This is a genomic window from Vibrio sp. MMG023, assembly GCF_021654215.1.
GTDB classification, from domain to species: Bacteria; Pseudomonadota; Gammaproteobacteria; order Enterobacterales; family Vibrionaceae; genus Vibrio; species Vibrio jasicida.
In genome coordinates this window covers 1-24,108 of the sequence record NZ_JAKFZP010000011.1, presented here as the reverse complement: position 1 = coordinate 24,108, position 24,108 = coordinate 1, and the positions used below count along the sequence as shown (strand labels likewise).

General features: G+C 45.6%; 23 protein-coding genes. 14 read left to right on the top strand and 9 right to left on the bottom strand.

Annotation, left to right across the window (positions count from 1 at the left end):
- The first annotated feature begins 1 nt into the window (after window position 1).
- The 7 genes from L1076_RS24250 to L1076_RS24220 are packed head-to-tail and all read left to right on the top strand — an operon-like array spanning window position 2 to window position 5,556.
- Window positions 2-919, top strand: coding sequence for a type II secretion system F family protein (locus L1076_RS24250; protein ID WP_237304646.1), 918 nt, complete (start codon window positions 2-4; stop codon window positions 917-919).
- Window positions 919-1,806 carry a type II secretion system F family protein gene (locus L1076_RS24245; protein WP_237304645.1) on the top strand — a complete coding sequence of 296 codons (888 nt, stop codon included), beginning with the start codon at window positions 919-921 and terminating at the stop codon, window positions 1,804-1,806. The genes L1076_RS24250 and L1076_RS24245 overlap by 1 nt, the downstream gene beginning before the upstream one ends.
- Window positions 1,799-2,563 carry a secretion protein gene (locus tag L1076_RS24240; protein ID WP_237304644.1) on the top strand — a complete coding sequence of 255 codons (765 nt, stop codon included), beginning with the start codon at window positions 1,799-1,801 and terminating at the stop codon, window positions 2,561-2,563. The genes L1076_RS24245 and L1076_RS24240 overlap by 8 nt, the downstream gene beginning before the upstream one ends.
- Window positions 2,553-3,038 carry a hypothetical protein gene (locus L1076_RS24235; protein ID WP_009708052.1) on the top strand — a complete coding sequence of 162 codons (486 nt, stop codon included), beginning with the start codon at window positions 2,553-2,555 and terminating at the stop codon, window positions 3,036-3,038. The genes L1076_RS24240 and L1076_RS24235 overlap by 11 nt, the downstream gene beginning before the upstream one ends.
- On the top strand, window positions 3,013-3,582 hold the full coding sequence (gene tadF / locus L1076_RS24230; protein ID WP_237304643.1) for a tight adherence pilus pseudopilin TadF: 570 nt from the start codon (window positions 3,013-3,015) through the stop codon (window positions 3,580-3,582). Before L1076_RS24235 ends, tadF begins: the two co-directional genes overlap by 26 nt.
- 1 nt (window position 3,583) lies before the next feature.
- Entirely contained in the window at window positions 3,584-4,909 is a 1,326-nt protein-coding gene (locus L1076_RS24225) for a pilus assembly protein TadG-related protein (protein WP_054824655.1), read from the top strand.
- Between the two features lie 11 nt (window positions 4,910-4,920).
- Window positions 4,921-5,556 (top strand): OmpA family protein, encoded by a 636-nt coding sequence (locus tag L1076_RS24220; protein ID WP_237304642.1) that lies wholly within the window; start codon window positions 4,921-4,923, stop codon window positions 5,554-5,556.
- Here the strand turns inward: L1076_RS24220 and L1076_RS24215 are convergent.
- The 5 genes from L1076_RS24215 to glyQ all read right to left on the bottom strand — a co-directional run bounded on the left by L1076_RS24215 (window position 5,553) and on the right by glyQ (window position 13,036).
- The gene (locus tag L1076_RS24215; RefSeq protein WP_054757014.1) at window positions 5,553-6,935 is read right to left on the bottom strand and encodes an ATP-binding protein; all 1,383 of its coding nucleotides are present in this window, start codon (window positions 6,933-6,935) and stop codon (window positions 5,553-5,555) included. The genes L1076_RS24220 and L1076_RS24215 overlap by 4 nt on opposite strands.
- A 3-nt stretch (window positions 6,936-6,938) precedes the next feature.
- Window positions 6,939-7,619 (bottom strand): response regulator transcription factor, encoded by a 681-nt coding sequence (locus tag L1076_RS24210; RefSeq protein ID WP_186176098.1) that lies wholly within the window; start codon window positions 7,617-7,619, stop codon window positions 6,939-6,941.
- Between the two features lie 117 nt (window positions 7,620-7,736).
- Entirely contained in the window at window positions 7,737-9,821 is a 2,085-nt protein-coding gene (locus L1076_RS24205) for an alpha-amylase (protein WP_237304641.1), read from the bottom strand.
- 217 nt (window positions 9,822-10,038) lie between these two features.
- Entirely contained in the window at window positions 10,039-12,105 is a 2,067-nt protein-coding gene (gene glyS / locus L1076_RS24200; RefSeq protein ID WP_237304640.1) for a glycine--tRNA ligase subunit beta, read from the bottom strand.
- 13 nt (window positions 12,106-12,118) lie between these two features.
- Window positions 12,119-13,036, bottom strand: a complete 918-nt coding sequence (gene glyQ / locus L1076_RS24195) for a glycine--tRNA ligase subunit alpha (protein WP_005440855.1) — start codon at window positions 13,034-13,036, stop codon at window positions 12,119-12,121.
- A gap of 485 nt (window positions 13,037-13,521) precedes the next feature.
- On the opposite strand from glyQ, the gene L1076_RS24190 reads away from it, so the two are divergent.
- Window positions 13,522-14,076 (top strand): TMEM165/GDT1 family protein, encoded by a 555-nt coding sequence (locus L1076_RS24190; protein ID WP_237304639.1) that lies wholly within the window; start codon window positions 13,522-13,524, stop codon window positions 14,074-14,076.
- A gap of 159 nt (window positions 14,077-14,235) precedes the next feature.
- Complete coding sequence (locus tag L1076_RS24185; RefSeq protein ID WP_038870244.1) at window positions 14,236-14,496, top strand: hypothetical protein; 261 nt, start codon at window positions 14,236-14,238, stop codon at window positions 14,494-14,496.
- Between the two features lie 44 nt (window positions 14,497-14,540).
- Here the strand turns inward: L1076_RS24185 and tusA are convergent, their stop codons facing one another.
- The gene (gene tusA / locus L1076_RS24180) at window positions 14,541-14,789 is read right to left on the bottom strand and encodes a sulfurtransferase TusA (protein WP_005426051.1); all 249 of its coding nucleotides are present in this window, start codon (window positions 14,787-14,789) and stop codon (window positions 14,541-14,543) included.
- Between the two features lie 132 nt (window positions 14,790-14,921).
- Here tusA and L1076_RS24175 point away from each other — a divergent pair, with 132 nt between their 5' ends.
- Both L1076_RS24175 and L1076_RS24170 read left to right on the top strand, forming a co-directional pair.
- Entirely contained in the window at window positions 14,922-15,104 is a 183-nt protein-coding gene (locus L1076_RS24175) for a hypothetical protein (protein ID WP_038870247.1), read from the top strand.
- 168 nt (window positions 15,105-15,272) lie between these two features.
- Complete coding sequence (locus L1076_RS24170; protein ID WP_038870249.1) at window positions 15,273-16,214, top strand: LysR family transcriptional regulator; 942 nt, start codon at window positions 15,273-15,275, stop codon at window positions 16,212-16,214.
- A 73-nt stretch (window positions 16,215-16,287) separates the two neighbouring features.
- Here L1076_RS24170 and L1076_RS24165 read toward each other — a convergent pair whose 3' ends face one another.
- The 3 genes from L1076_RS24165 to fadB all read right to left on the bottom strand — a co-directional run bounded on the left by L1076_RS24165 (window position 16,288) and on the right by fadB (window position 20,896).
- On the bottom strand, window positions 16,288-17,268 hold the full coding sequence (locus L1076_RS24165) for an MDR family oxidoreductase (RefSeq protein ID WP_009708064.1): 981 nt from the start codon (window positions 17,266-17,268) through the stop codon (window positions 16,288-16,290).
- 266 nt (window positions 17,269-17,534) lie between these two features.
- Window positions 17,535-18,710 (bottom strand): acetyl-CoA C-acyltransferase FadA, encoded by a 1,176-nt coding sequence (fadA, locus tag L1076_RS24160; protein ID WP_102389341.1) that lies wholly within the window; start codon window positions 18,708-18,710, stop codon window positions 17,535-17,537.
- A gap of 14 nt (window positions 18,711-18,724) precedes the next feature.
- Entirely contained in the window at window positions 18,725-20,896 is a 2,172-nt protein-coding gene (gene fadB, locus L1076_RS24155) for a fatty acid oxidation complex subunit alpha FadB (RefSeq protein ID WP_237304638.1), read from the bottom strand.
- A gap of 269 nt (window positions 20,897-21,165) precedes the next feature.
- On the opposite strand from fadB, the gene L1076_RS24150 reads away from it, so the two are divergent.
- From L1076_RS24150 to hemG, 3 genes are read left to right on the top strand one after another with little or no spacing between them, the layout of a single operon-like run.
- Window positions 21,166-21,789, top strand: a complete 624-nt coding sequence (locus L1076_RS24150; RefSeq protein ID WP_237304637.1) for a YigZ family protein — start codon at window positions 21,166-21,168, stop codon at window positions 21,787-21,789.
- A 46-nt stretch (window positions 21,790-21,835) separates the two neighbouring features.
- Window positions 21,836-23,293 (top strand): TrkH family potassium uptake protein, encoded by a 1,458-nt coding sequence (locus L1076_RS24145; protein WP_042602423.1) that lies wholly within the window; start codon window positions 21,836-21,838, stop codon window positions 23,291-23,293.
- A gap of 9 nt (window positions 23,294-23,302) precedes the next feature.
- Window positions 23,303-23,830, top strand: coding sequence for a menaquinone-dependent protoporphyrinogen IX dehydrogenase (gene hemG / locus L1076_RS24140; protein ID WP_045408442.1), 528 nt, complete (start codon window positions 23,303-23,305; stop codon window positions 23,828-23,830).
- Window positions 23,831-24,108: the final 278 nt, after the last annotated feature.

Genomic DNA, 24,108 nt, shown 5'->3' with positions numbered 1-24,108 from the left:
CATGTATTGGTTCATTTTAATCGGTGGCATTGCTTTAGTCGCTGTCGCCTTGTTGAGTGAAAAGAACAAGCATCTTGATAGTTATCTCATCCAGTATCAAAAACGTGATCGTGTTGAGACAAGGCTTACTCGCCAAGCGGTGAACGTTGCCAGTTTGTCAGACAGAAGCTTACGCCAAGGTTTGAAAACACGCTGGGATAACCTAAAGCGCCAATTGGGCCGTTTAGCTCTGCTTAAAATAGCGCTCTACACCATGTTGGTTATTGTGCTGGCTTTGGTTGTGAATAGCACATTTACACGATTTGCTGCTTATGAGCTATTGCCCTTTGCGGTGCTATTTGGCTGGTGGTTTGGTTATCAATGGCTACAGAAGCGTGAGCAAAAGCAGTTTGATGAAACCTTTCCGGATGCATTGAATATGCTGGCAAGCGCCATCAGTGCAGGAGAGAGCATTGGCCGCGGCATCATGTACGTGAGTGACAATCTCGAGGGTGAAGTCGGACGTGAATTCAAGTTGATGGGGGAGCGGTTAAAAATGGGTGAGTCAATCGATGAAGTGTTCCGCAAGTCTTGTCTGCGTTTTCCAAACCCGAACTTCCATTTCTTCGTGATTACGCTACGAGCCAATATGCAGCGCGGTGGTCAGTTGAAAGAAATCATGACGCGTTTGAATCGCCAGATGTTTGAAGCTCGAGCCGTCGAGCGAAAGAAATTTGCTCTGACGTCAGAAGCGCGAATTTCAGCAAAAATCGTTTCGGCGACGCCATTTTTCTTTCTGTTTATCTTGCAGTTTTTAAGTCCAGAGAACTTTGAGTTCGTGATGTTTAACCCAGAAGGCCGTCCGCTGCTTTATTACTTGGTGAGCAGTGAAGCGATTGGTATGGCGATCATTTGGGCACTAATGAAGAGTGTGAAGTAATGATGACTCAAACGATGTTTTGGCTGTTTTTCTCTCTCGTTGGTGTCAGTTTCGGCGTACTCCTGCTTATTTACTGGATGCTTAACCATTTCGGCTATCAACGACGTGTGGCAAGAATCGTGCGCCAACACAAAGGTGATCAGCAAGAAGCATCAAGACTAGAGTCGATCCTATCCCCGTTATCGAACTTAGTAGAGAAGCGAGATGCGAGTTTGTCACAGCGTTTACACCTCGCTGGGATTGATAACCCCAATGCTGCCACTTGGTTTGCGCCATTAAAGTATGCGGCTTTGCTGCTTGGGGAGTTGTTGATTACCGTGTTGGTCTTCACGTTAGATATCGTAACCAACTATTGGGTTGCTGTTGCTGCTGCTTGGGCGATGGCAGTGATTCTATTGCCTGATATGTGGCTTGAAGTTCGTAAGACCAATCGCCAACGACGTATCAGCCGCAGCTTGCCTTATTTAATCGATCTCATGGCGATATGTGTTCAGACCGGCATGTCGATTGAAGCGTCGTTGAAATACTTGGCGATAGAGATTCAAAGTTTTAACCCTGAGTTGGGCAAGTTATTGGATAACACCAACCAGCGTGCCCGCATTGTGGGTATGGAGCGTGCGTTACAAGAGTTGTATCAGCAAGTGCCATCGTCTGAGATGCGCAGTTTTATGCTGACGTTAACTCAAAGCATGCAGCACGGCTCATCTATCTACACCATGTTGACGACATTGTCCGGCGATATTCGTGAAGTACAGATGTTGGAGCTTGAAGAGCAAATAGGGAAGTTGGCGGCCAAGATGTCGATTCCGTTGATTGTTTTCATCTTGATTCCACTTGTTTTTGTAATCACCGCTCCTGGGGTGATGAGGATGATGTCCCATGTTTAAAAAAATTCTGATTTGTTTGTTACCAGCCATGCTCGCAGCGTGCAGTTCTACCCAGCAAGCGTGGCAACAACAAGATTCGAAAGAAGCGATTTACCAGAAAACCAACAATCACACTCAATTAGTGACCTTGTACAAACAGCAGCTTCAACAAAGCGATGATGCGCAGGTGCGTGAGAAGCTGGCGCAAAGCTATCTCGCACTTGGTGATGCCGAATCAGCGTTGTTTTATATCAAGCCATTAACCAATAAATCAGCAACGAGTGTCGATACCTTGCTAATCCAGGCACAAGCCTATGGTGAATTGGCGCAATACCCTGCTGCGATTGGCAGTGCAAAAGCGGCACTCGCGCTTGAAGAGACCAATGCGGAAGCAGAAAACTTGCTTGGTACTTACTACGGCTATAACTACCAATATGACTTGGCTCGCCGTTATTTCGAACGTTCACGCGAACACTTCTTTGATGGAGTAACGGTCAACAATAATCTTGCGGTCCTTGATATTGCAGAGGGGCAATACAAACAGGCGATTCAGCGTCTGCTACCTCTTTACAAAAACGGTCAAGCGGATGAGCAAGTGATGGCCAACCTGACGTTGAGTATGGCCAAAGAAGGTCAGTATGAGTTCGTTAAACAAGTATTGAGTGAGAAGTACAGTAACCACCAGATCGACAATATTTATCGTGCTTTGCGCGGTTATGACCCGTTGAAAGCGAAACAGAAAAAGCGAGCTCTAACAGAGGTTACCCGTGAAAGCTAAGCAACGTGGTGTTGCCAGTATTGAGTTTGCCATTGGGTTCTTCGCTTTCTGGCTGATGTGCATGGCGTGGGTTGAAATGAGCTATATGTCTTACATTTCAGCCATCAACGATCTGACCATTTCAGAGATCTCACGCACCGCTAAAAAACGTAATGACGACTACATGCAAACAGTGCAAGCCGTGCTGAATCGAGAGGGCAGTATTTGGAATACCGCGGTGGATGTGGAGCGCTTTCGCGTTTCTATCCAATACCTCGATAACATCGAATCTCTCACGGCTTATACCGAGCAATGCGAGTTAGCACCGGAGCAAGCCAGCAGAGAATGCGGTGATGCAGAGAATGCAGCCTTGGCTGTTTATCACATCGATTACAACTTTCAACCAATCTTTAGTTACTTCCTGGGCTTACAAAGCACGATGAGCCGAGAAATGGTGGTGGTACAAGAATATGAACGCTCCCAATTTGCAATTTAATTACTGTCGAGGGCAGAGCAAGCAACGTGGCACTTTCAGTATTGAGTTTGCCATTGTTGGTATCTTCTTCAGCCTACTGTTGGCGTTTAGTGGTGATGTAATTATTAAGCTGTCGGTAAAAGGGAAGTTGGACCGATTGACTTATTCGCTAGTGAATGTGGTGAAAGAGCGTACCCAGCTTTATGGTGCGGATTATGAGCTTTCAAAAGAAGAAGCTGACGATGTCGATACCATCATTCGCCATTCATTGGAGCGTACGTTCGGGAACTTTCAAACCAGTCAGTATGGCTTACAAGTTGAAGAGTTAAGCTTCGCCGCTGTGGATAAACCCAACCCAGTGATTATTGAAAAACGTGGCGCGATAGATTGCCAAGTTGGGGAAGACATCAGTTCATTGAGTTCATTGTCTGTGGTGAGTAACCGAGGTCGTCAAATGCCGCTGTATCGTGTTTCTGTTTGCTATGAAACCGACAATTGGATTGGCAGTTTGTTGGGTGTTGAGTTCACTCGAGTTGAATCTGATGCTGTCGTGATCGGGAGGTAACATGCCACATAGTATTCAAAGACACTCTAGTTTGAAAAAACAAAGCGGTCATGTCGGCATGTTATTCGCCATGATCATTCCCATCCTTTTTGGTGTCTTCATGCTGGGCTCAGACGGAGCGAGGGCATTACAAACTAAAGCCCGTTTAGAAGAGGCGGCAGAAGCTGCGGTGCTAGCGGTTTCTGCAGAAGATTCAGAAAATCACACATTGGCGCAAAACTACATTGAGCACTATGTGTATGACGTTGAGGGTATTGAGAACCTAAATGTGCAGCGTTTGTCGTGTGAAGACATGCCGGATTGCCAAGCTGGGTTATCAAAAGGGCAAGCGCGTTATTTTGAATATCGTGTTGCGGGGCAAACTCGCCATGAATCTTGGTTTCCTGGACAGGGTGTGATTGTTGGTTTTGGTGAAACGTTCGATGTTACTGGAAGCTCGAAAGCACGACGTTATCAAGGTCAGCCTGTTGACATTACCTTTATCGTTGATTTCTCTGGCTCGATGAATGAAAACTGGAGTGGTGGTAAGAAAACTAAAATCGAAGATCTGAAAGACATCATCGAAAAAGTGACCGATGAATTAGAGCAATACAATGCGTTAAACCCAGAACAAACACACAGAGTTGCAATCACAGGGTACAACCGTCGAACGATCAATACTGGCAATAACAACAAACTGATTATTCGAGATCAGCGTATCACTACCAAAATGGGTGAATACGATAAGGATGACGTGGTTAACTTTAACAAAACGATAGAACAACAATTTAAAGTCAAGGGAGCAGCTAAACGAGTACCAAATGGGGACGACGAGGCTGAATTTTATGACATTTTCTATACAGATAAGTTTGATGGATTTGTAAAGGACGTTAGAGGCTTTAAGGCCAACGGCGGTACTGCTTCGCTACAGGGAATCATCAGAGCTGGGCAGATTGTTACTCAGCTAGCAAAAAGGCCAAAGCAACTAATTATTATTCTATCCGATGGTGAAGATTGGAATCATTATGCTGAACAAACACCAAAGCTTGTTGAAAAAGGTATGTGTACCAACATCCTCAATATGATTAATGGCGGCAAAGTGACGGCAGATAATACTAGTGACTCCATCAATGTTGTGAATGGCGTTAGTCAAGGAATGAAGACGCCAGATGGCGAGCAAATGACGGCCAGTATGTCGGTTATTGGTTTTGATTATGAGCTGGATGCCAATGTTGGCTTACGTAATTGTGTCGGGGTGGATAACGTCTACAAAGCAGAAAATACCGACGACATATTGAATCAAATCTTATCGCTGATCACCGAAGAAGTCGGTCACCTAACCTTGTAGAGATCAATACAATGAACAAGTTAATTCTGGCATTAGTCGTGAGCTTACCTATGCCATCATTCGCACAAGATAACACTAATCAAGCGCTGTATTACTATTGCCAGCAAGGGCAGGATCAGTATCAAGAATCGGTGTCTTTTGGGCATCAAACGGAAGTGAAATACCATCAAGGTCCGTTTATGCAGATTACCGTTAATGATGAACAGAGTGCTCTTGAACCCATGTTATTGTCTCAATTGGAGCAGGCTGGTATTGATAAATCCTGCGCGACCTACCTATTGAGCCGTGCACAACTAACAGAGAATAAGCAGGGCGAGTTTGCTGCCCGAGTGCTGTTTGAGTTTGATAAAGCGAGTTTAAATGCTCAATCGAAGTTCATTCTCACTGAGTTGAATCAGCAACTGAAACAACGACCTCAATCTTCATTGTTGGTGGTTGGCAATACGGATGCGAAGGGGAGTAATGGGTATAACCTAACGCTTGGCTTAAAGCGTGCGAACGCTGTGGGTCAATATCTTGAAGGGTATGATGAAGTGGTGTCCACTTCACGCTCTGATGGCGAAACGCACCCAGTGAGCAGTAATGCAAATACTCACGGGCGCGAGTTAAATCGCCGTGTTGATATTAGCTTGCCAACGCAAGGCTAACGGTAAGGTAATAGTATCTTTAAGCTTGCACCCATGGATGGGTCAGTTGGTGTTTCAAACCAAATAGCACCTTTGTAGCTGTGTACAATCTCATCACACAACGCCAAACCTAATCCTGTTCCTGGGTTTTGCTCATCAGCACGCACACCGCGTTTAAATAAAGTGTCGCTTATCGACTCATCCACGGCGGGACCATCGTTGTTAAAGGTAATGATAATGCCTTCTTCGGTATTGTTGATGAACACATCGATACGCTTATTGGCATAGCGGTACGCGTTCTCCAAGATGTTGCCAAACACTTCCATCACATCCGCTTTACTCATCGGCAGAGTCTGATCATTATTGATAAACTGTTCGACGCGAATACCCTTATCCATGTGGACTTTATCAAACATCAGCAGGAGGCTGTTGAGGATAGGTTTGATTGGAGTAGTATTCTCTACAATCCCTTTCACACCCAATGATGCTCGCTTAAGTTGGCCTTGAATCACATCATCCATTTCTAATAACTGTTGGTTGATATCGTGAATTTTGCCTTCTTCAATATCATCTAACAGTGCTTGGGATACTGCGACTCGTGTTTTCAAGCTATGTGCGAGGTCGTTTAATGCACGGCGATAGCGCTGCTCGTTTTCTTTTTGCTGGAACATCAGCTCATTGAGGGCTCCTGTGATTGGCATTAAATCTTCTGGATATGAGTATGCTAGCTTCTCTTTTCTGTTCGCTTTTACGTCAATTAATTCCTTTTCGAGAATTTTGAATGGTTTAAAACTCCAACGATAAATAAGAAAAATTAGCCACATAATAATGAGTGAGGCAATAATGGAAAATATCGCTACATTTACTTTGAGTTGATTCAATGAAGCGACCTTGTCTTCCATACGTCTTAGCAATACGATCCTTCCTTGAGGGTTATAAGGTGTTTTGTCTAAGGGCAGAACATGAGCTATGAAAGCAGAACCTTGCTTTGTTTGAACTAACTCAAATTGATTAATTTTGGTTGGTAATAATGGGTCTAGGCAGAAGTTTTCTATTTTTGGCGTTTTTATTCCTCTCTTGATGAGCCGTTGTCGAGATTCTTCATTCATGGAGCGCCAAAGTTCATTATTGTTCTCATCGCAGATGAACATAGAGAAATGGGAGGAGTGTAAAGGAAACTCTTCATTCCATTTTTCTAAGGGAGTTACTTGCCCTGACGCTATTATTTCATTCGTAATAGCAGGTACATGGCTAGCGACATCTAACGCATACTCTTCGAATAATTTATCTTTTTCGAGGTGGTAGACAAATGCACTTATCGTTAATAAGTAGCTTATTCCTACAACAGAGGTGATGAATAAAACGCGTCGACGAAATGTACTGGATATCAAACGTTTCATTGACTACTTTGCCTCTAGCTCAAAGCGATAACCCTGGCCCCGAATGGTACTAATGATTTTTTCTTCGGTGTGTGCAGCAAGTTTTTTACGCAGACGCGAGATGATCACTTCAATATTGTTCAGTTGTACACTTTCTCCGGCATCGTAGAGTGAGTCAGCAATCTGCTCTTTGGATATGACTTTTTGGCGGTGACGGATTAGATACTCAAAGATTTGATATTCCAACGCGGTGAGATCCAGTACGTTGTCTGCATAGCTTATGCTTTTCGCCTGAGTATCTAACGTTACCTCACCTGCATTTATGGTGTTGGTGGAGAAGCCTTGATAACGACGGACAAGTGCTTCTAAGCGAGCCATTAATTCTTCAAACTGAAATGGTTTGGTGAGGTAGTCATCAGCACCAGAGTTCAGCCCCTCCACTTTATCTTGCCAATCGCCACGAGCGGTCAATATTAAGATCGGTACATTAATCTCTTTGCGGCGGATCTGTTTTATTAACGTAATCCCATCAAAGTCTGGCAAGCCAAGGTCAATGATCATGGCATCTGCATTGGGGTGTTTTTGAATGGTTTGCAAGCAAGCGGATGCGGTTTTATCGGCATATACCGTATTGCCACGATCTTTGAGCTGCGAAGCTAAATGGTGATTGAGAATTTCGTTGTCTTCGACCAGTACGACTAACATGAACAACCTAATCAATGGATTTCATAATTGGATTAACCTTAGCATTCAACAAAAAAAAGGGAAGCGATGCCTCCCTTTAAACCTTGTTAATTCACCACATTCTTGTTGCTGAGCAAGTTACTCACCGGTGTAAACAATCAGTACCTTGTCGTCTTGGTATTGGCGTTCGAACGCGTAGTAACCTTCTTGGTTACGAGTGATGTGCTTACCTTGAGCAACCGCTGGGTGGCGTTTACGGAATTCGCCCAACTTTTGCCAATGTTGCAGTAGATCTTCACGCTCGCCATGAATCTTATCCCATGGCATATCTGAGCGTGTGCCTTGGTGGGCGTCTGAACCAGTAATGCCAAAATCACGAGCGATCTCATCACCGTAATAGATCTGTACTGCACCGGGAGCCAGCATCAGAGCATTTGCTGCACGTGCTTGGTCATCAAAGCTGCGGCTGCGAGCTGACCAGAACAGCTGTGTATCGTGTGAAGACAGGTAGCTCAACACGTTGAACTCAGGGTCGGTATTGATGCGCTCTGCATAGCGGCGGTAATCATTATCAAGTTGAGCGAAACACTTCAGTGCTTTTGGTGCCACATCAGATTGGAACTCGAAGTTGATGATGGAATCGAAGCCGTTATCGAAATACGGGCTCTTCACCACGCTGTGTGCCCACACTTCACCGGTCATCCAGAAAGGTAGGTCATCCAAGGCTTTGTCCGGATTGTTTTGCTTCCATTGAGCAAGCGCTTGGGTGGTGCTGGCTTTCAACTCTGCCCACGCTTCCATTTCAACGTGTTTAGCGGTGTCGACACGGAAGCCGTCAATGCCGTAGTCACGTACCCAATCGGATAACCAAGTAATCAGGTGTTCACGTGGTGTTTGTAACTCATCTTGCGCATTGGTGTCTTTATTGCGGAAGAAGTTTGGTAATCCGGTTTTCTGAGTCGATTCGGTTTTTAGATCCGGTAGGTAGTTCAAAGACATGGTGATGTCGTTGTAGCCCGGAGCATCGTAGTCGCCAATGTCGGTGCGGATCCAATCTTTGCCCCACCATTTATCCCACGCTTCGCTATCACCGTATTTGATGTAGTCGTTGAAGCTGTGCCAGCTTTGTCCTGATTTTGGCTGCCAGTCGGTCCATTTTTCACCAAGGACTTCTTTGGCTTCTTGGTCATCAAGGTAAAGCTGACCAAATCCGAATTCCTGCATGTCTGCTAATGTCGCATAACCTGTGTGGTTCATGACTACATCCCAAATCACGCGGATGCCTTTCTTGTGGGCGGTATCGACGAAGGTTCTGAGTTCATCTTCGGTACCCATGTTGGCATCAAGCTTGGTCCAATCTTGATGGTAGTAGCCGTGGTAGCCGTAGTGCTTAAAGTCGCCTTTATCGCCACCGCCAACCCAGCCGTGGATTTGTTCCAGTGGTGAGGTTATCCAGATAGCATTCACACCAAGTGATTCGATGTAATCGAGTTTCTTCGTTAGACCCGCTAAGTCACCACCGTGGAAGGTACCAATCTCATATTTTCCGTCTTTGCTGCGACCGTAGCTGTTGTCGTTGTCTGGGTTGCCATTGTAGAAGCGGTCGGTCATGACGAAGTACACCGTCGCGTTATCCCAGCTGAACGGTTTATTGGCTTGTTGCTCAACCTCTTCTAGTAACAACAGACCTTGGCTCATAGGACCCGGCTGCATGGTGACGCTGCCATTGGTGACAGTGGCTTCTTGTCCGGTTAAGGCATCACGAACGACAGTGCCATCATTAAAGGTTTGAGCAACATTGATGGTTTTTGGCGCGTCAGTTGCGACAGGGCAAGAGTAGGTGATGTCCTGAGTCTGTTTTGGTTTGATTTTGACCGTCAGCTCATTGGTGGTTGGGTTGAGCGTAAATTGATAGGTATTGGCTTTGAAGATGCGCAGCGGCATTTGTGCGTCAGTGGCGCAGTTATCCATTTTTAGTGGACGATTGAACTTGATGCGATCTTCTTCTGCTAGGGCAAAGCTACTGCCACAGCTTTGCTTGCTGTCAGCAATGGTAAAGCTATAACTGCCTTTTTCGAGTTTTTGCTCGGCGACAAGTAAGCCTTGTGAGTTTTCCTCAAAAACAGCGGTGTCATCACCAACGCTTAATACGATGGCATTTTCTGGAATCTGGCTGCAGGCGCTCAGTAGACCGATAGAGAGTGCGAGAATTGTTTTTTTCATTGTGTCCTTCCCCCGAATAAACAGTCCAGTTATAGCAAAACTGTGCCTCTACAATCCGAGCTCTACACCAACAAGTTAAACGCGTCTCACCCTACAAATTTTAGTCTTGTTCACAAAATGAATAATAAGCGTCACCTTCATCGGTTTGAAAGCAACAAAAAAGGGAAGCATCTGCTTCCCTTTTACTTATTTCTTAATCACTTCTGAGAGTAATGAATTACTTTTGAAGCAAAGAAATGTCTGCGATCTGTAGGAACAGGTTACGCAGGTTGTTCAGTAGTGTCAGACGGTTCTTCTTAAGTGCTTCGTCGTCTGCCATTACCATTACGTTATCAAAGAACGCATCAACTGGTTCACGTAGGTCAGCTAGCTTGCTTAGGGCTTCTTGGTAGTTACCTGTAGCAAATGCTGGCTCTAGCGCTTCCGTCATTACTTCAACGCTTTCTGCTAGTGCTTTCTCTGCGTCTTCTTGTAGAAGTGCTAGGTCGATGTCTGCTGCTAGTTCGCCGTCGAATTTCGCTAGGATGTTACCTACACGTTTGTTCGCTGCTGCTAGAGACTCTGCCGCTTCTAGTTCACGGAAGTGAGAAACCGCTTTAACACGTTGGTCGAAGTCTGCTGGTTTCGTCGGGCGACGCGCTAGAACTGCTTGAATGATGTCTACGCTGAAGCCTTCGTCTTGGTACCAAGCACGGAAACGACCAAGCATGAATTCGATAACGTCTTGTTCAACTTTGTCGTTGGTTAGACGGTCGCCAAACAGTGACTTCGCTTTCGCAACTAGGTCAACAAGATCTAGGTTGTAGCCGTATTCAACGATGATACGGAGTACACCTAAAGATGCGCGGCGTAGTGCGAATGGATCAGAACCTTTAGGTGCTTGACCAATACCGAAGATACCTACGATAGTGTCTAGCTTGTCTGCCATTGCAACTGCAGTTGAAACACCGTTTGATGGCAGTTCATCACCTGCGAAACGAGGCATGTATTGCTCGTTCAGTGCTACTGCAACTTCTTCTGCTTCACCGTCGTGGCGAGCATAGTGCATACCCATAACACCTTGAGTATCCGTGAATTCGAATACCATTGAGGTCATTAGGTCACATTTTGCTAGTAGACCAGCACGCTTTGATTTCTCAACGTCAGCACCGATTTGCTCAGCAATGTAGCCAGCAAGTTCAGTGATGCGGTCTGTTTTGTCTTTGATCGTACCCAGTTGCTTTTGGAAGATCGCTTGCTCTAGTTCAGGCAGACGGTCGATAAGCGGACGCTTACGGTCTGTGTTGAAGAAGAACTCAGCGTCAGCAAGACGAGGGCGAACCACTTTCTCGTTACCTTCGATTACGTAACGAGGCTCTTTTGATTCGATGTTCGATACGAAAATGAAGTTAGGTAGTAGCTTCTTGTTTTCATCGTAAACAGGGAAGTATTTTTGATCACCTTTCATGGTGTAAACCAACGCTTCAGAAGGCACTTTTAGGAACTCTTCTTCAAACTTCGCTGTTAGTACCACTGGCCATTCAACCAGAGACGTTACTTCTTCTACTAGGTCATCTTCTAGGTCAGCGATACCGCCAACCGCTGCTGCCGCTTTTTGTGCGTCAGCTAGGATGATTGCTTTACGCGCTTCGTAATCTGCCATTACTTTACCGCGCTCTTCTAGGATCGCAGGGTATTGTTCAGCAGAATCGATAGTGAACTCTTGCTCACCCATGAAGCGGTGACCACGGATAGTGCGGTCTGAAGCGACACCAAGGATCTCGCCTTCGATTAGATCGCTGCCCATTAGCATGGTTAGCGTCTTAACTGGACGGATAAATTGAGTCGTTTTGTTACCCCAGCGCATTGGTTTTGCGATAGGTAGGTTTGCTAGTGCTTTCGCTGCAAGTTCAACTACGATCTCAGACGTTGGCTGACCTTTCACTTCTTGTTTGAACAGTAGCCATTCACCTTTGTCTGTAACCATGCGATCCGCTTGGTCAACCGTGATGCCACAACCGCGTGCCCAGCCTTGAGCCGCTTTTGTTGGGTTGCCTTCCGCGTCAAACGCTGCAGAAACCGCAGGACCACGCTTTTCAACAACTTTGTCAGACTGACTGTCTGCTAGTGCTGCGATTTTAAGTGCAAGACGACGAGGCGCCGCGAACCATTTAACGCCTTCGTGAGCAAGCTCAGCGCCTTTTAGTTCTGCTTCGAAGTTTGCTGCGAATGCTTCAGCTAGAGTGCGAAGTTGCGTTGGTGGTAGCTCTTCTGTACCTAGCTCGATTAGAAATTCTTTTGCCATGTTACTCTACCCCTTACGCTTGTTCTTTCTTACACATTGGGAAGCCAAGAGCTTCACGCGATGCGTAGTATGCTTCTGCAACTGCTTTCGTCAGGTTGCGGATGCGTAGGATGTAACGTTGGCGTTCAGTTACTGAGATCGCTTTACGCGCGTCTAGTAGGTTGAATGCGTGACCAGCTTTTAGAATGCGCTCGTAAGCAGGCAGTGGCAGTGGCTTTTCAAGCTCAAGCAGCTCTTTACACTCTTTCTCACACTGTTCGAAGAAGCCAAATAGGAATTCAACGTCTGCGTGCTCGAAGTTGTAAGTCGATTGCTCTACTTCGTTTTGGTGGAAGATGTCACCGTAAGTCACTTTGCTGCCGTCTGGTGCGATGTTCCAAACTAGGTCGTAAACAGAGTCTACTTCTTGGATGTACATTGCTAGACGTTCGATACCGTAAGTGATCTCACCGGTTACTGGCTTACACTCAAGACCACCAACTTGCTGGAAGTAAGTAAACTGAGTCACTTCCATGCCGTTTAGCCAAACTTCCCAGCCTAGACCCCATGCGCCTAGTGTTGGGTTTTCCCAGTTGTCTTCTACGAAACGGATGTCGTGAACAAGTGGGTCGACACCAAGAACCTCTAGAGAACCTAGGTACAACTCTTGGATATTGTCTGGCGATGGTTTTAGCGCTACTTGGAATTGGTAGTAGTGCTGAAGACGGTTAGGGTTTTCACCGTAACGGCCATCAGTAGGACGACGTGAAGGTTGTACGTAAGCTGTAGACATTGGCTCTGGGCCAAGTGCTCGTAGACAGGTCATTGGGTGAGAGGTACCCGCACCAACTTCCATATCTAGTGGTTGAACAATGGTACAACCATTTTGAGCCCAATAATCCTGCAGCGCGAGGATCATTCCCTGGAAGGTTTTGATATCGTATTTTTGCATAAGTCAGGTTCGCGCGATTCTCTTATTACTTGTGAATTCGTCTCTTTTTTGTTGGGTTTTCTTGCCTCAACAATAGCGATTCAAAGTAATTACGGTTGAATAAATTAACAATCAAGTATACCCAGATATTGAGCATGGGAGTAGAGCTAATCTTGATTAATTCGTGGGCAATTTTCTCCTTTAATGGATTTTTACCGCTTTATCTGCTGAATTTTTCCTAAAAGGGAGTTTTCACTGACTTTCACTCTTGAGGTGATGAGGAAACATGGCTAGAATTGCGCCTGTCTTTGGGGAGTAGCTTACTCGATGAAATGTCTGTTTCATCCAGTTCGTTCGTCAACATAATTGGTGCAAAATCACCATGGCGTCCGAGACTCATCAGCCTGATGAGTTTAGCAAGACCTTAGACAAATCATCATGAACCGGGGTGGGGCGTGAGATTTGTCTTAGGTTAAAAATAATTATCCCGCCCCAATGAGCATGTCGTGAGCGTTTTAGCTATTTCAATTACTACTGTAGCGTTAGCAGAAATTGGCGATAAGACCCAATTGCTATCTCTATTACTTGCCAGTCGTTACCGCAAGCCAATCCCTATTATTGCAGCAATCTTTTTGGCAACCATTGCCAACCACGCTTTGGCTGCATGGTTAGGTGTGGTGGTGGCCGATTATCTTTCGCCTGAAGTTCTCAAATGGGTGCTGGTGGTCAGTTTTGTCGCCATGGCGGCGTGGGTGTTGATCCCAGATAAATTGGATGATGATGAGCAGATATCCAATCGCGGCCCATTTATTGCCAGCTTTATTGCTTTCTTTGTTGCTGAGATTGGCGATAAAACTCAGATTGCCACTTCTATTTTAGGCGCGCAGTACGCCGATGCATTGAGCTGGGTAATTCTGGGTACGACGATCGGTATGTTATTGGCCAATGTGCCTGTTGTTTTGATTGGTAAATTATCCGCCGACAAGATGCCTCTTAGAGCCATTCGTAAAGTAACTGCATTCCTATTTGTTGCTTTGGCTATTGGTGCCGCGTTATTCTGATTTCTTGTCTGTAAATGGTGTGAATTATCAATAACTAGTCGAGTAATGCACAAGTTCAAACTCTGGCTCAAAATCATTCAGGACCGTGACGGATGACATATTAGTGTCATACTTGTCATGGTAATTTAATGGTGTGAATGATAGCGAGAGGGCAAGTTTATGCTTACACGTTACATGGGTATGACCCCAAAGAGTCAGAGTTATTTATTCACCTTTGGTTTAGCGCTGTGCTTGTTAGCTATGGTGCTGACTGATATGTGGTTGCCAATTGTGGCAGGGTCCTTCATTCTCACTGGTTTGACGGTGGAAGCGTGGATTCGGGTAGCTCACATTATTCCTATGCATGAAGAAATGCGTGCGATGAAGCAACAATTGAATAAGCTACAATCAGAAGTTCGCACTTTAGAATACGATGAATAAAACAAACGGCAGCCTTTTGGCTGCCGTTTTTGATCTTGCTGAGATTATTCCAAACCTTTCTTAATCAGGTACTGGTATGGAAGCTGTTCCGTTTGTGCCGCTATCAACTGGTGATCCATGAATCGGCAGAAGCTCGGGATATCTCGAGTTGTTGATGGGTCGTCTGCTTTCACTAGCAATACTTCACCATCTTGCATGTTTCGAATTGTCTTCCTGACCATCATCACTGGCTCTGGGCAGCGTAATCCTTCCGCCTCTAAGGTTTTTGTCGCCAGTTCAGGATTAAAACTCATAATGTGATTCTCGTAACTAACTGAGCGGTGAATTTTACTTTCGTTGAAAAAATATTCAATAACCACTTGGCAAACCGAATTTTTTGATTTACTTTAAATTAACAATTCGGTAACAACTGGCAAGGAGAGACGATGTTAACAGCGTTAGACAGACTGACTATCTATTCGGTTTTATGCTTCATCTCGTTTTGTGCATTAGTGCTTAGAACGCCAGCTGAAACCTCATTGATGCCTCTTGTAGGCATGAGTGCAACGATTATCGGGATTTGGATTGAGATGCACAAATGGTCAGGTGCATCAGAGCAAGAAAATTAGCACTTCTTGCTGTAATCGAAACCTATTGATATATACGCTCACCAAGTTTAACGACACTTCATTCCGACACTATCCCCATTTTTCTTGGGCTTCCCCGCTGAAAGGCGGGATTTTTTTTGCCTGAAGAGTACAATTTACCTAAATCCCCTACATGTTAAGTGGCAAATCGTGGAATTAGAAGACATCTATCGTCGAGATCTGAATTTATTGGTCGCATTACGTGTGTTGATCGAAGAAAGCAGTGTTAGCAAGGCAGCAACGCGTCTCAATTTAAGCCAATCAGCTATGAGCCGCGTACTCGGTCGATTGCGTGATTTGCTTGACGATCCGTTATTTACACGGCAAGGCCAGCACTTAATACCGACGCAAAAGGCGTTGGAAATCGATCGCTCTTTGGGAGAGCCTTTGGAATCACTGCGCCAATTACTGTCTCCACGAGAATTTGACCCGCGTAGCTGTGATCAAACTTTTAATATTGCCACGACGGATTATGCGATGCAGACCATTCTGCCTTTTGCTCTGCCACGTATCTATCAAGAAGCGCCGAATGTTTCATTTAACTTTTTGCCGATGCAGCACGACCGTTTGTCTGATCAGTTAACTTATGAAGGCGCGGACTTAGCGATTTGTCGTCCAACTGGCCCAGTAGAGCCTTTGCGAAGTGAAGTACTTGGTCGAGTGGGTGTGTTATGTATGCTTTCTAAGCAACACCCTTTGGCGAATGAAGAGATGAGCTTAGACGATTACTTAAGTTACCCGCATGCAATGATTGCTATCAGTGATGGGGTAAAGGCGCTGATTGAACAAGCCTTGATGGAAAAGCCAAAACGTAAAATGGTGCTTCGTGCCTACCATTTAGAGGCTGCACTGGCGATCATTGATACTTTACCCATTATTATTACGGTTCCTGCCGATTTAGCGTACTTGGTTGCTGATCGCTATGACTTAGTAGTGAAGCCATTACCATTCCAATTCACGCCGTTTGAATATTCGATGATTTGGCACGCACGTTGCGAACACTCTCCCGCTCAAGAATGGTTGCGTGCAGTGGTTCGTGAAGAATGTAGTCGTCTTATTGCTAAGCGAATTGAAGATATGGGATTAGACTAATTTTTCCGATAATCGAAATAGCAAAAAGCCGGGCAATGACCCGGCTTCATTTATTCTATCGAAGGGTTAACGCTTATAGCTTGATAACCACGCGACCAGTTACTTGACCGTTTGTGATGTCTTCAGCGTATTTTGGTGCTTCAGCTAGTTCTACCTCAGTACAAGCTTGCTCGAAGTAGCTGTCTGGTAGTAGCTCAACCAATTTTTCCCATGCTGCAGTACGTTTTTCAAATGGGCATGAAACAGAATCCACACCTTGTAGACGAACGTTACGCAGGATGAACGGCATTACTGTAGTAGGTAGATCGAAGCCACCTGCAAGACCACAAGCTGCAACTGCACTGTTGTAATCCATTTGCGCCAATACTTTTGCTAGTACTTTGCTGCCTACGGTATCAACCGCACCTGCCCATACTTGTTTTTCAAGCGGACGTGCTGGCTCTTCAAATTCAACGCGGTCGATGATGCGGCTAGCACCAAGTTTTTCTAGTAGTGGGCCGTTTTTCTCTACGCGACCTGTCACTGCAGCAACTTTGTAGCCAAGCTGTGCTAGAAGCGTTACTGCTACTGAGCCTACACCGCCACTTGCGCCAGTTACTAGGATTTCGCCGTTTTCAGGTTTGATGCCTGCATCAAGCAGTGCTTGAACACATAGCATGCCAGTGAAACCAGCAGTACCAACCATCATTGCTTTCTTGCTGTCTAGACCTTTTGGTAGTGGTACTAGCCAATCCGCTTTTAGGCGAGCACGTTGAGACATACCGCCCCAATGGTTTTCACCCACGCCCCAACCCGTAAGAACAACTTTGTCGCCTGCTTGGTAGCGGTCGTCTTCTGAGCTTACTACCGTACCTGCTAGGTCAATACCCGGCACCATCGGGAAGTTACGGATGATTTTACCTTTACCTGTAATTGCAAGGCCGTCTTTGTAGTTCAACGATGAGTAATCAACGTCAATCAGAACGTCGCCTTCAGGCAGTTGTGTTTCATCGATTTGCTCGATGCTAGCGATAGTACGTTTGTCTTCTTGATTTAGAACTAGAGCATTAAACATAAGGTTCTCCGATTGTGCGGTAGCGTGACTCTGGGTCACATGCAGCAAGATATCAACTGCTGCTAAGTGTATGTCTTCTTTGTCTATGAATAAAATGAAACTTGAGCATTTAATGTATGCTTTTTGTGCATGTAAGCAATATTTGGCGTAAAACAAAGGGCGACATCAGATGCCGCCCTTAAGTGTAATACTAAAAATTTTCAGTATTGGTTCATTTGCTCGTGATTGTTGGATTGATCACTACAACCTAGTTTCTCTTAGACAAACTATGGTCGTTCAAATACCGTTGCAATACCCTGACCTAAACCGATACACATGGTTGCTAGGCCGTATTTTGCGTCTTTCGCTTCCATTAAGTTGATCAACGTCGTCGAGATACGTGAGCCAGAACAACCAAGTGGGTGACCCAATGCAATCGCACCACCGTTAAGGTTGACCTTCTCATCCATAACATCAAGCAGACCCAAGTCTTTAGCACATGGCAGAGATTGAGCGGCAAATGCTTCGTTTAGCTCAACCACATCCATGTCTTCAATTGAAAGACCAGCACGCTTGAGCGCTTTTTGTGTCGCTGGTACAGGACCATACCCCATGATTGAAGGATCGCAGCCCGCAATGGCCATGCCTTTGATGCGTGCACGAATCTTCAAACCAAGCTCATTGGCTTTCTCTTCGCTCATGATCAACATCGCTGATGCACCATCAGACAGAGCCGATGATGTACCGGCTGTTACTGTGCCGTTAGCAGGGTCGAATACTGGACGAAGTTGAGATAGGCCTTCAACGGATGTTTCAGGACGAATCACTTCATCGTGATCTAGAGTGAATAGCGTGCCGTCTGCTGCGTGGCCTTCAATCGGTAGGATTTCGTTTTTAAAACGACCCTCTACGGTTGCTGCATGTGCACGAGCATGAGAACGCGCGGCAAACTCGTCTTGTTGTTCACGGCTAATGCCATGTAGCTTACCAAGCATTTCAGCGGTTAATCCCATCATGCCTGCAGCTTTTGCTACCGTCTTTGACATACCTGGGTGGAAGTCCACGCCGTGATTCATTGGTACGTGTCCCATGTGTTCGACGCCACCAATTAGACAGATTTCAGCATCGCCAGTCATGATGGCACGTGTTCCATCGTGTAGCGCTTGCATTGATGAACCACACAGGCGGTTAACCGTCACGGCGCCAATCTCAATTGGTAGACCAGCAAGTAGCGCCGCATTACGAGCAACGTTAAAGCCTTGCTCTAGTGTTTGTTGTACACAGCCCCAGTAGATATCTTCAATCTCGCTTGGGTTTACCTGTGGGTTACGCGCAAGAATACCTTTCATTAGGCGCGCAGACAGATCTTCTGCTCGTGTATGACGGAAAGCACCACCTTTAGAGCGACCCATTGGAGTACGTAGACAATCGACTACGACAACATTTCTTGTTTGATTAGTCATTTTAGAATCCCTCCTTAGATAGAACCTTGCTGTTGTGCACCGTAAAAGCTTTCACCTTTCGCCGCCATATCAATCAGCATCTGTGGTACTTGGTACATAGCACCAAGCTCTGAGTATTGTTTTGCCATTGCAACAAACTCAGCAATACCTACGCTATCTAGGTAGCGGAATACGCCGCCGCGGAATGGAGGGAAACCAAGACCGTAAACCAGTGCCATGTCCGCTTCTTGTGGAGTGGCAATGATGCCTTCTTGTAGACACAATACCACTTCGTTGATCATTGGAATCATCATACGTTGAATGATGGTCTGATCGTCAAAGTCTTGCTTATCGGCACAAACGTCAGCGAGTACTGGCAAGATCTCTTCAGAGAAGGTTTTCTTAGGCTTACCTTTTCTATCTATGGTGTAGCTGTAGAAGCCACTGCCATTCTTCTGACCGTATTTGCTTGCTTCGAATAGTGCATCGATCGCATCACGACCTTGTTTACCCATACGCTCAGGGAAACCTTGCGCCATAACAGCTTGTGCGTGGTGAGCAGTATCAATACCAACAACATCGAGCAAGTATGCCGGTCCCATCGGCCAGCCAAACTTACGTTCCATGATTTTGTCGATTTTCGTAAAGTCTGCACCATCGCGAAGTAGCATGCTGAAACCACCAAAGTATGGGAACAAGACGCGGTTTACAAAGAACCCAGGGCAGTCATTAACGACAATTGGTGATTTGCCCATTTTCGCTGCGTACGCAACAACACGATTGATGGTTTCATCAGAGGTGTGCTCACCACGGATGATCTCAACAAGAGGCATACGGTGCACTGGGTTGAAGAAGTGCATGCCACAGAAATTTTCTGGGCGTTTCAGCGATTTTGCCAACAGGTTGATAGGAATTGTCGAGGTGTTTGAGGTGATAACCGTGTCTTCACCGACATGCGATTCGACTTCACTCAGCACTGCTGCTTTTACTTTCGGGTTTTCTACTACGGCTTCAACAATCACGTCTGATTCTTCGATGCCTGCGTAATGAAGGCTTGGTGTGATAGACGCTAAAATACCAGCCATCTTAAAGCCATCAATGCGACCACGAGATAAGCGTTTATTTAGCAGCTTAGATGCTTCAGTCATGCCTAAATCGAGTGAAGGTTGCGCGATGTCTTTCATTAACACCGGCACGCCTTTGAGTGCAGATTGGTAAGCGATGCCGCCGCCCATGATACCCGCACCAAGCACAGCTGCACGTTGCGTGTCTTTACTCGCTGATTTAGCCGATTTTTTAGCAAGCCCTTTGATGTATTGGTCGTTAAGGAACAAACCAACCAGTGATTTTGCTTCTTCAGACTTAGCCAGTTTTACGAAGTGCTTGCGTTCAATGTCGAGTGCTTCGTTACGAGCAAAGCGAGCGCCTTCTTCAATAGTAATAACGGCTGTCATTGGAGCTGGGTAATGAGGACCCGCTTTTTGTGCCACCAGACCCTTCGCCATAGTGAAGCTCATCATTGATTCGAGATTACTTAGCGTTAGAGGTGATGTCTTTTGCTTGCGACGAGCTTGCCAGTCCAACTTCTCGTTGATTGCCGAGGTCAGTGTCTTGAGTGCTGACTCGTAAAGTGCGTCACTATCAACAACCGCATCAAGAAGACCAATCTTTAACGCTTCATCCGCACGACACGCTTTACCTTGAGTGATCACTTCCATCGCACTATCGGCACCAATAACTCGTGGCAGACGTACACAACCACCAAAGCCCGGCATGATACCTAATTTTGTTTCTGGTAGACCGATGCTGGTGGTCTTGTCACCAATTCGCATGTCAGTTGCAAGTACGCACTCACAACCGCCACCTAACGTGTGACCTTTTAGTACCGAGATAGTCGGGACCGGTAAGTCTTCTAGCTTGTTAAAGATGCTGTTAGCAAATTGCAGCCACTGATCGAGTTCAGCGTCTGTCTTAGCGAAAAGACCTAAGAATTCGGTGATATCAGCGCCAACAATGAACGCGTCTTTATCTGAGGTGAGCATCAAGCCCTTCAGTCCTTGGTGCGCTTTTAGTGCATCAAGGGCTTTGTCGAGTGACTCTAGTGTCGCTAGGTCGAGCTTGTTAACGGATTTTGGAGAGCAGAAGCTAAGCTCTGCAATGCCATCTTGTACTTCCTTTACCTGTAGGGTTTCGGCTTGGTAAATCATTGTCTATCTCCATGACATACAATCTTGGATTGTCTGTATACCGATTTGATGCGGGCTGAGCGCCGTATAGGGCAGCAAATTGATATAGAGGAAAGTCGTTATATTTGTTGTTCTGGTTTGACCAGTGAGGTTAGTTTGGACCTCGCATTGGTTAATTTCAATACATTTTTTAAACAAGTGTTTAACATTGTGCGCTGGTGCAGATCTTATGCGACTCACAATTCCGTCTCGTGATAGACTTTGGACAAAGAGAAAAGTGACCTAATCCTATGAATGACCAGCCTTATCTTATCCCTGCCGCTCCTGCTCAATTTGAAGAAGAAATCAAAAAGAGCGTCTTTATTACCTATTTGGCTCATACGCCGAACATAGAGGCTGCAAAGGCGTTCGTAGAGCAGATCAAAAGCAAGAACTCTGATGCAAGGCATAACTGCTGGGGATTTGTTGCGGGTCGACCAGAAGATTCGATGAAGTGGGGGTTTAGCGATGACGGAGAACCATCGGGGACAGCCGGAAAACCGATCCTAGCTCAATTGTCTGGTTCTGGTGTAGGAGAACTCACAGCTGTTGTTACTCGATATTCTGGTGGCATTAAGTTAGGCACGGGTGGTTTGGTGAAAGCTTATGGTGGCGGTGTGCAACAAGCGCTCAAGCTGCTTCAAACAATTGAGAAAAAAATAACCACAAAACTCCGTCTAGAGTTAGACTATGGTTTTATGCCTATCGCACAGTCGATCATGCCCCAGTTTGGTGCGGTTGAAGTTGAAGCTGAGTACAGCGATCAGGTGGTATTAGTGTTGGAAATTGAGCTACGTGAAGTGAGCGCCTTTACCCAAACTATCATCAACAAAAGCGGTGCAAAGGCAATTGTCACCCCTATAGACGGACAATAATGAAATATAGGAAGCCACAGGGACAGCTTCGCTAGTCAATTAATCCATGCAATTTCGTTCAATTATTCGAATCGTCGGGCTATTGCTCGCGCTTTTTAGTGTCACAATGCTCGCGCCAGCATTGGTCGCACTCATCTATCGAGATGGTGCGGGTGTACCTTTTGTCACGACTTTCTTCGTACTTCTATTGTGTGGTGGGATATGTTGGTTCCCAAACCGCAGGTATAAACACGAGTTAAAAGCACGTGATGGCTTTCTTATTGTTGTTCTTTTCTGGACAGTACTAGGCAGCGCAGGCTCGATCCCTTTTCTTATCTCAGATAACCCAAATATATCTGTGACTGACGCCTTTTTTGAATCCTTCTCCGCTTTAACGACCACTGGCGCGACAGTTATCGTTGGACTTGATGAATTACCCAAAGCAATCTTGTTTTACCGCCAGCTCCTACAGTGGTTTGGAGGAATGGGGATCATCGTATTAGCCGTTGCAATCCTACCAGTGCTTGGTATCGGTGGTATGCAGCTTTATCGTGCAGAAATCCCAGGGCCAGTCAAAGATACTAAGATGACGCCGCGTATTGCCGAAACGGCTAAAGCGCTATGGTATATCTATTTAAGTCTGACGATCGCATGTGCCGTGGCATTTTGGTTGGCCGGTATGACGCCATTTGATGCTATTAGCCATAGCTTCTCAACTATTGCCATCGGTGGTTTCTCTACGCACGATGCCAGCATGGGCTATTTCGATAGCTATGCGATTAACATGATTACTGTTGTCTTCTTGTTAATCTCAGCATGTAACTATTCTTTGCACTTCGCTGCGTTTGCGTCTGGCGGCGTGCATCCTAAATACTATTGGAAAGATCCAGAGTTCCGCGCGTTCATCTTTATACAAGCTGTTTTGTTCTTGGTGTGCTTCTTATTATTGTTGAATCACCATTCTTACGACTCAACCTATGATGCATTCGATCAAGCGCTTTTTCAGACCGTGTCCATCTCAACTACGGCAGGCTTTACCACAACCGGCTTTGCTGATTGGCCATTATTCTTACCAGTGCTGTTGTTGTTCTCTTCTTTTATAGGTGGTTGTGCTGGTTCGACTGGCGGCGGCATGAAAGTGATCCGTATTCTGCTACTGACCTTACAAGGTGCGCGTGAGCTGAAGCGTTTGGTGCATCCTCGTGCCGTATACACCATCAAAGTGGGTGGCAGTGCGCTACCGCAAAGAGTCGTTGATGCGGTTTGGGGATTCTTCTCTGCTTACGCTTTGGTATTCGTGGTTTGTATGTTGGGCTTGATTGCTACAGGGATGGATGAGCTAAGCGCGTTTTCTGCGGTTGCAGCAACGCTCAACAACTTAGGTCCAGGCTTGGGTGAAGTTGCGCTTCACTTTGGCGATGTGAACGACAAAGCAAAATGGGTATTGATTGTTTCTATGCTGTTTGGACGTTTGGAAATCTTTACCTTACTTATTCTACTTACGCCGACGTTTTGGCGTAGCTAAGGGGAAATCGTGGCAAAAGCATTATTTCTATATTCCTCCCGTGAAGGGCAGACAAAAAAAATTCTCCACTATATAGATGAGAAGCTAACAGACTTCGAATGCGAGCTGGTGGATTTACATAATGTTGAGACGATTGATTTTAGCCAATACGACAGGGTATTGATTGGAGCGTCTATTCGTTATGGTCATCTTAATAAGAAGCTGTACCAGTTTATTGACCGAAACCTCAATCAGCTTGAACAAAGTAAAGTGGCATTTTTCTGCGTAAACCTAACCGCTCGTAAAGAAGACCAAGGAAAGGATACGCCAGAAGGCAGCGCTTACATTCGCAAGTTCCTAATGAAGTCGCCTTGGAAACCAACCTTAATTGGTGTTTTTGCTGGCGCTCTTTATTACCCACGTTACGGATGGTTCGACAAAACGATGATTAAGTTCATTATGTCGATGACAGGTGGTGAAACCGATACGACCAAAGAAGTGGAATACACCAATTGGGAAAAAGTGGCTCTTTTCGCAGATAAATTCAAAGAACTGTAGAAATAACGTGCTCTTTTGACCGCTTTTGACGCAAATTTATCCGAACGATAAAAAAATCAAAAAAAACGAGAAAAAGGGCTTGCCAATGTGATCGCAATCTCTATAATGCCACCTCGCTGACACGGCAACGCTTCGAAGCTTAGGTTTCGAAAGTAAGAAGCCAAGTTAGCAAGCCAATTAGCCAAGCGGAAACGCTTGAAAAAAGTTTGAAAAAAGTGATTGACACTAAACTTTAACTCGCTAAAATGGCCGTCCGATTTGAGCAAAGCTCAATAGGA

Bases quoted from the DNA above. Each gene is read 5' to 3' on its own strand.
- L1076_RS24250 (WP_237304646.1), top strand. From the start codon at position 2: ATGTATTGGTTCATTTTAATCGGTGGCATTGCTTTAGTCGCTGTCGCC.
- L1076_RS24245 (WP_237304645.1), top strand. From the start codon at position 919: ATGATGACTCAAACGATGTTTTGGCTGTTTTTCTCTCTCGTTGGTGTC.
- L1076_RS24240 (WP_237304644.1), top strand. From the start codon at position 1,799: ATGTTTAAAAAAATTCTGATTTGTTTGTTACCAGCCATGCTCGCAGCG.
- tadF (WP_237304643.1), top strand. From the start codon at position 3,013: ATGAACGCTCCCAATTTGCAATTTAATTACTGTCGAGGGCAGAGCAAG.
- L1076_RS24225 (WP_054824655.1), top strand. From the start codon at position 3,584: ATGCCACATAGTATTCAAAGACACTCTAGTTTGAAAAAACAAAGCGGT.
- L1076_RS24220 (WP_237304642.1), top strand. From the start codon at position 4,921: ATGAACAAGTTAATTCTGGCATTAGTCGTGAGCTTACCTATGCCATCA.
- L1076_RS24215 (WP_054757014.1), bottom strand. From the start codon at position 6,935: ATGAAACGTTTGATATCCAGTACATTTCGTCGACGCGTTTTATTCATC.
- L1076_RS24210 (WP_186176098.1), bottom strand. From the start codon at position 7,619: ATGTTAGTCGTACTGGTCGAAGACAACGAAATTCTCAATCACCATTTA.
- L1076_RS24205 (WP_237304641.1), bottom strand. From the start codon at position 9,821: ATGAAAAAAACAATTCTCGCACTCTCTATCGGTCTACTGAGCGCCTGC.
- glyS (WP_237304640.1), bottom strand. From the start codon at position 12,105: ATGGCAAAAGAATTTCTAATCGAGCTAGGTACAGAAGAGCTACCACCA.
- glyQ (WP_005440855.1), bottom strand. From the start codon at position 13,036: ATGCAAAAATACGATATCAAAACCTTCCAGGGAATGATCCTCGCGCTG.
- L1076_RS24185 (WP_038870244.1), top strand. From the start codon at position 14,236: ATGCTTACACGTTACATGGGTATGACCCCAAAGAGTCAGAGTTATTTA.
- tusA (WP_005426051.1), bottom strand. From the start codon at position 14,789: ATGAGTTTTAATCCTGAACTGGCGACAAAAACCTTAGAGGCGGAAGGA.
- L1076_RS24175 (WP_038870247.1), top strand. From the start codon at position 14,922: ATGTTAACAGCGTTAGACAGACTGACTATCTATTCGGTTTTATGCTTC.
- L1076_RS24165 (WP_009708064.1), bottom strand. From the start codon at position 17,268: ATGTTTAATGCTCTAGTTCTAAATCAAGAAGACAAACGTACTATCGCT.
- fadA (WP_102389341.1), bottom strand. From the start codon at position 18,710: ATGACTAATCAAACAAGAAATGTTGTCGTAGTCGATTGTCTACGTACT.
- fadB (WP_237304638.1), bottom strand. From the start codon at position 20,896: ATGATTTACCAAGCCGAAACCCTACAGGTAAAGGAAGTACAAGATGGC.
- L1076_RS24150 (WP_237304637.1), top strand. From the start codon at position 21,166: ATGAATGACCAGCCTTATCTTATCCCTGCCGCTCCTGCTCAATTTGAA.
- L1076_RS24145 (WP_042602423.1), top strand. From the start codon at position 21,836: ATGCAATTTCGTTCAATTATTCGAATCGTCGGGCTATTGCTCGCGCTT.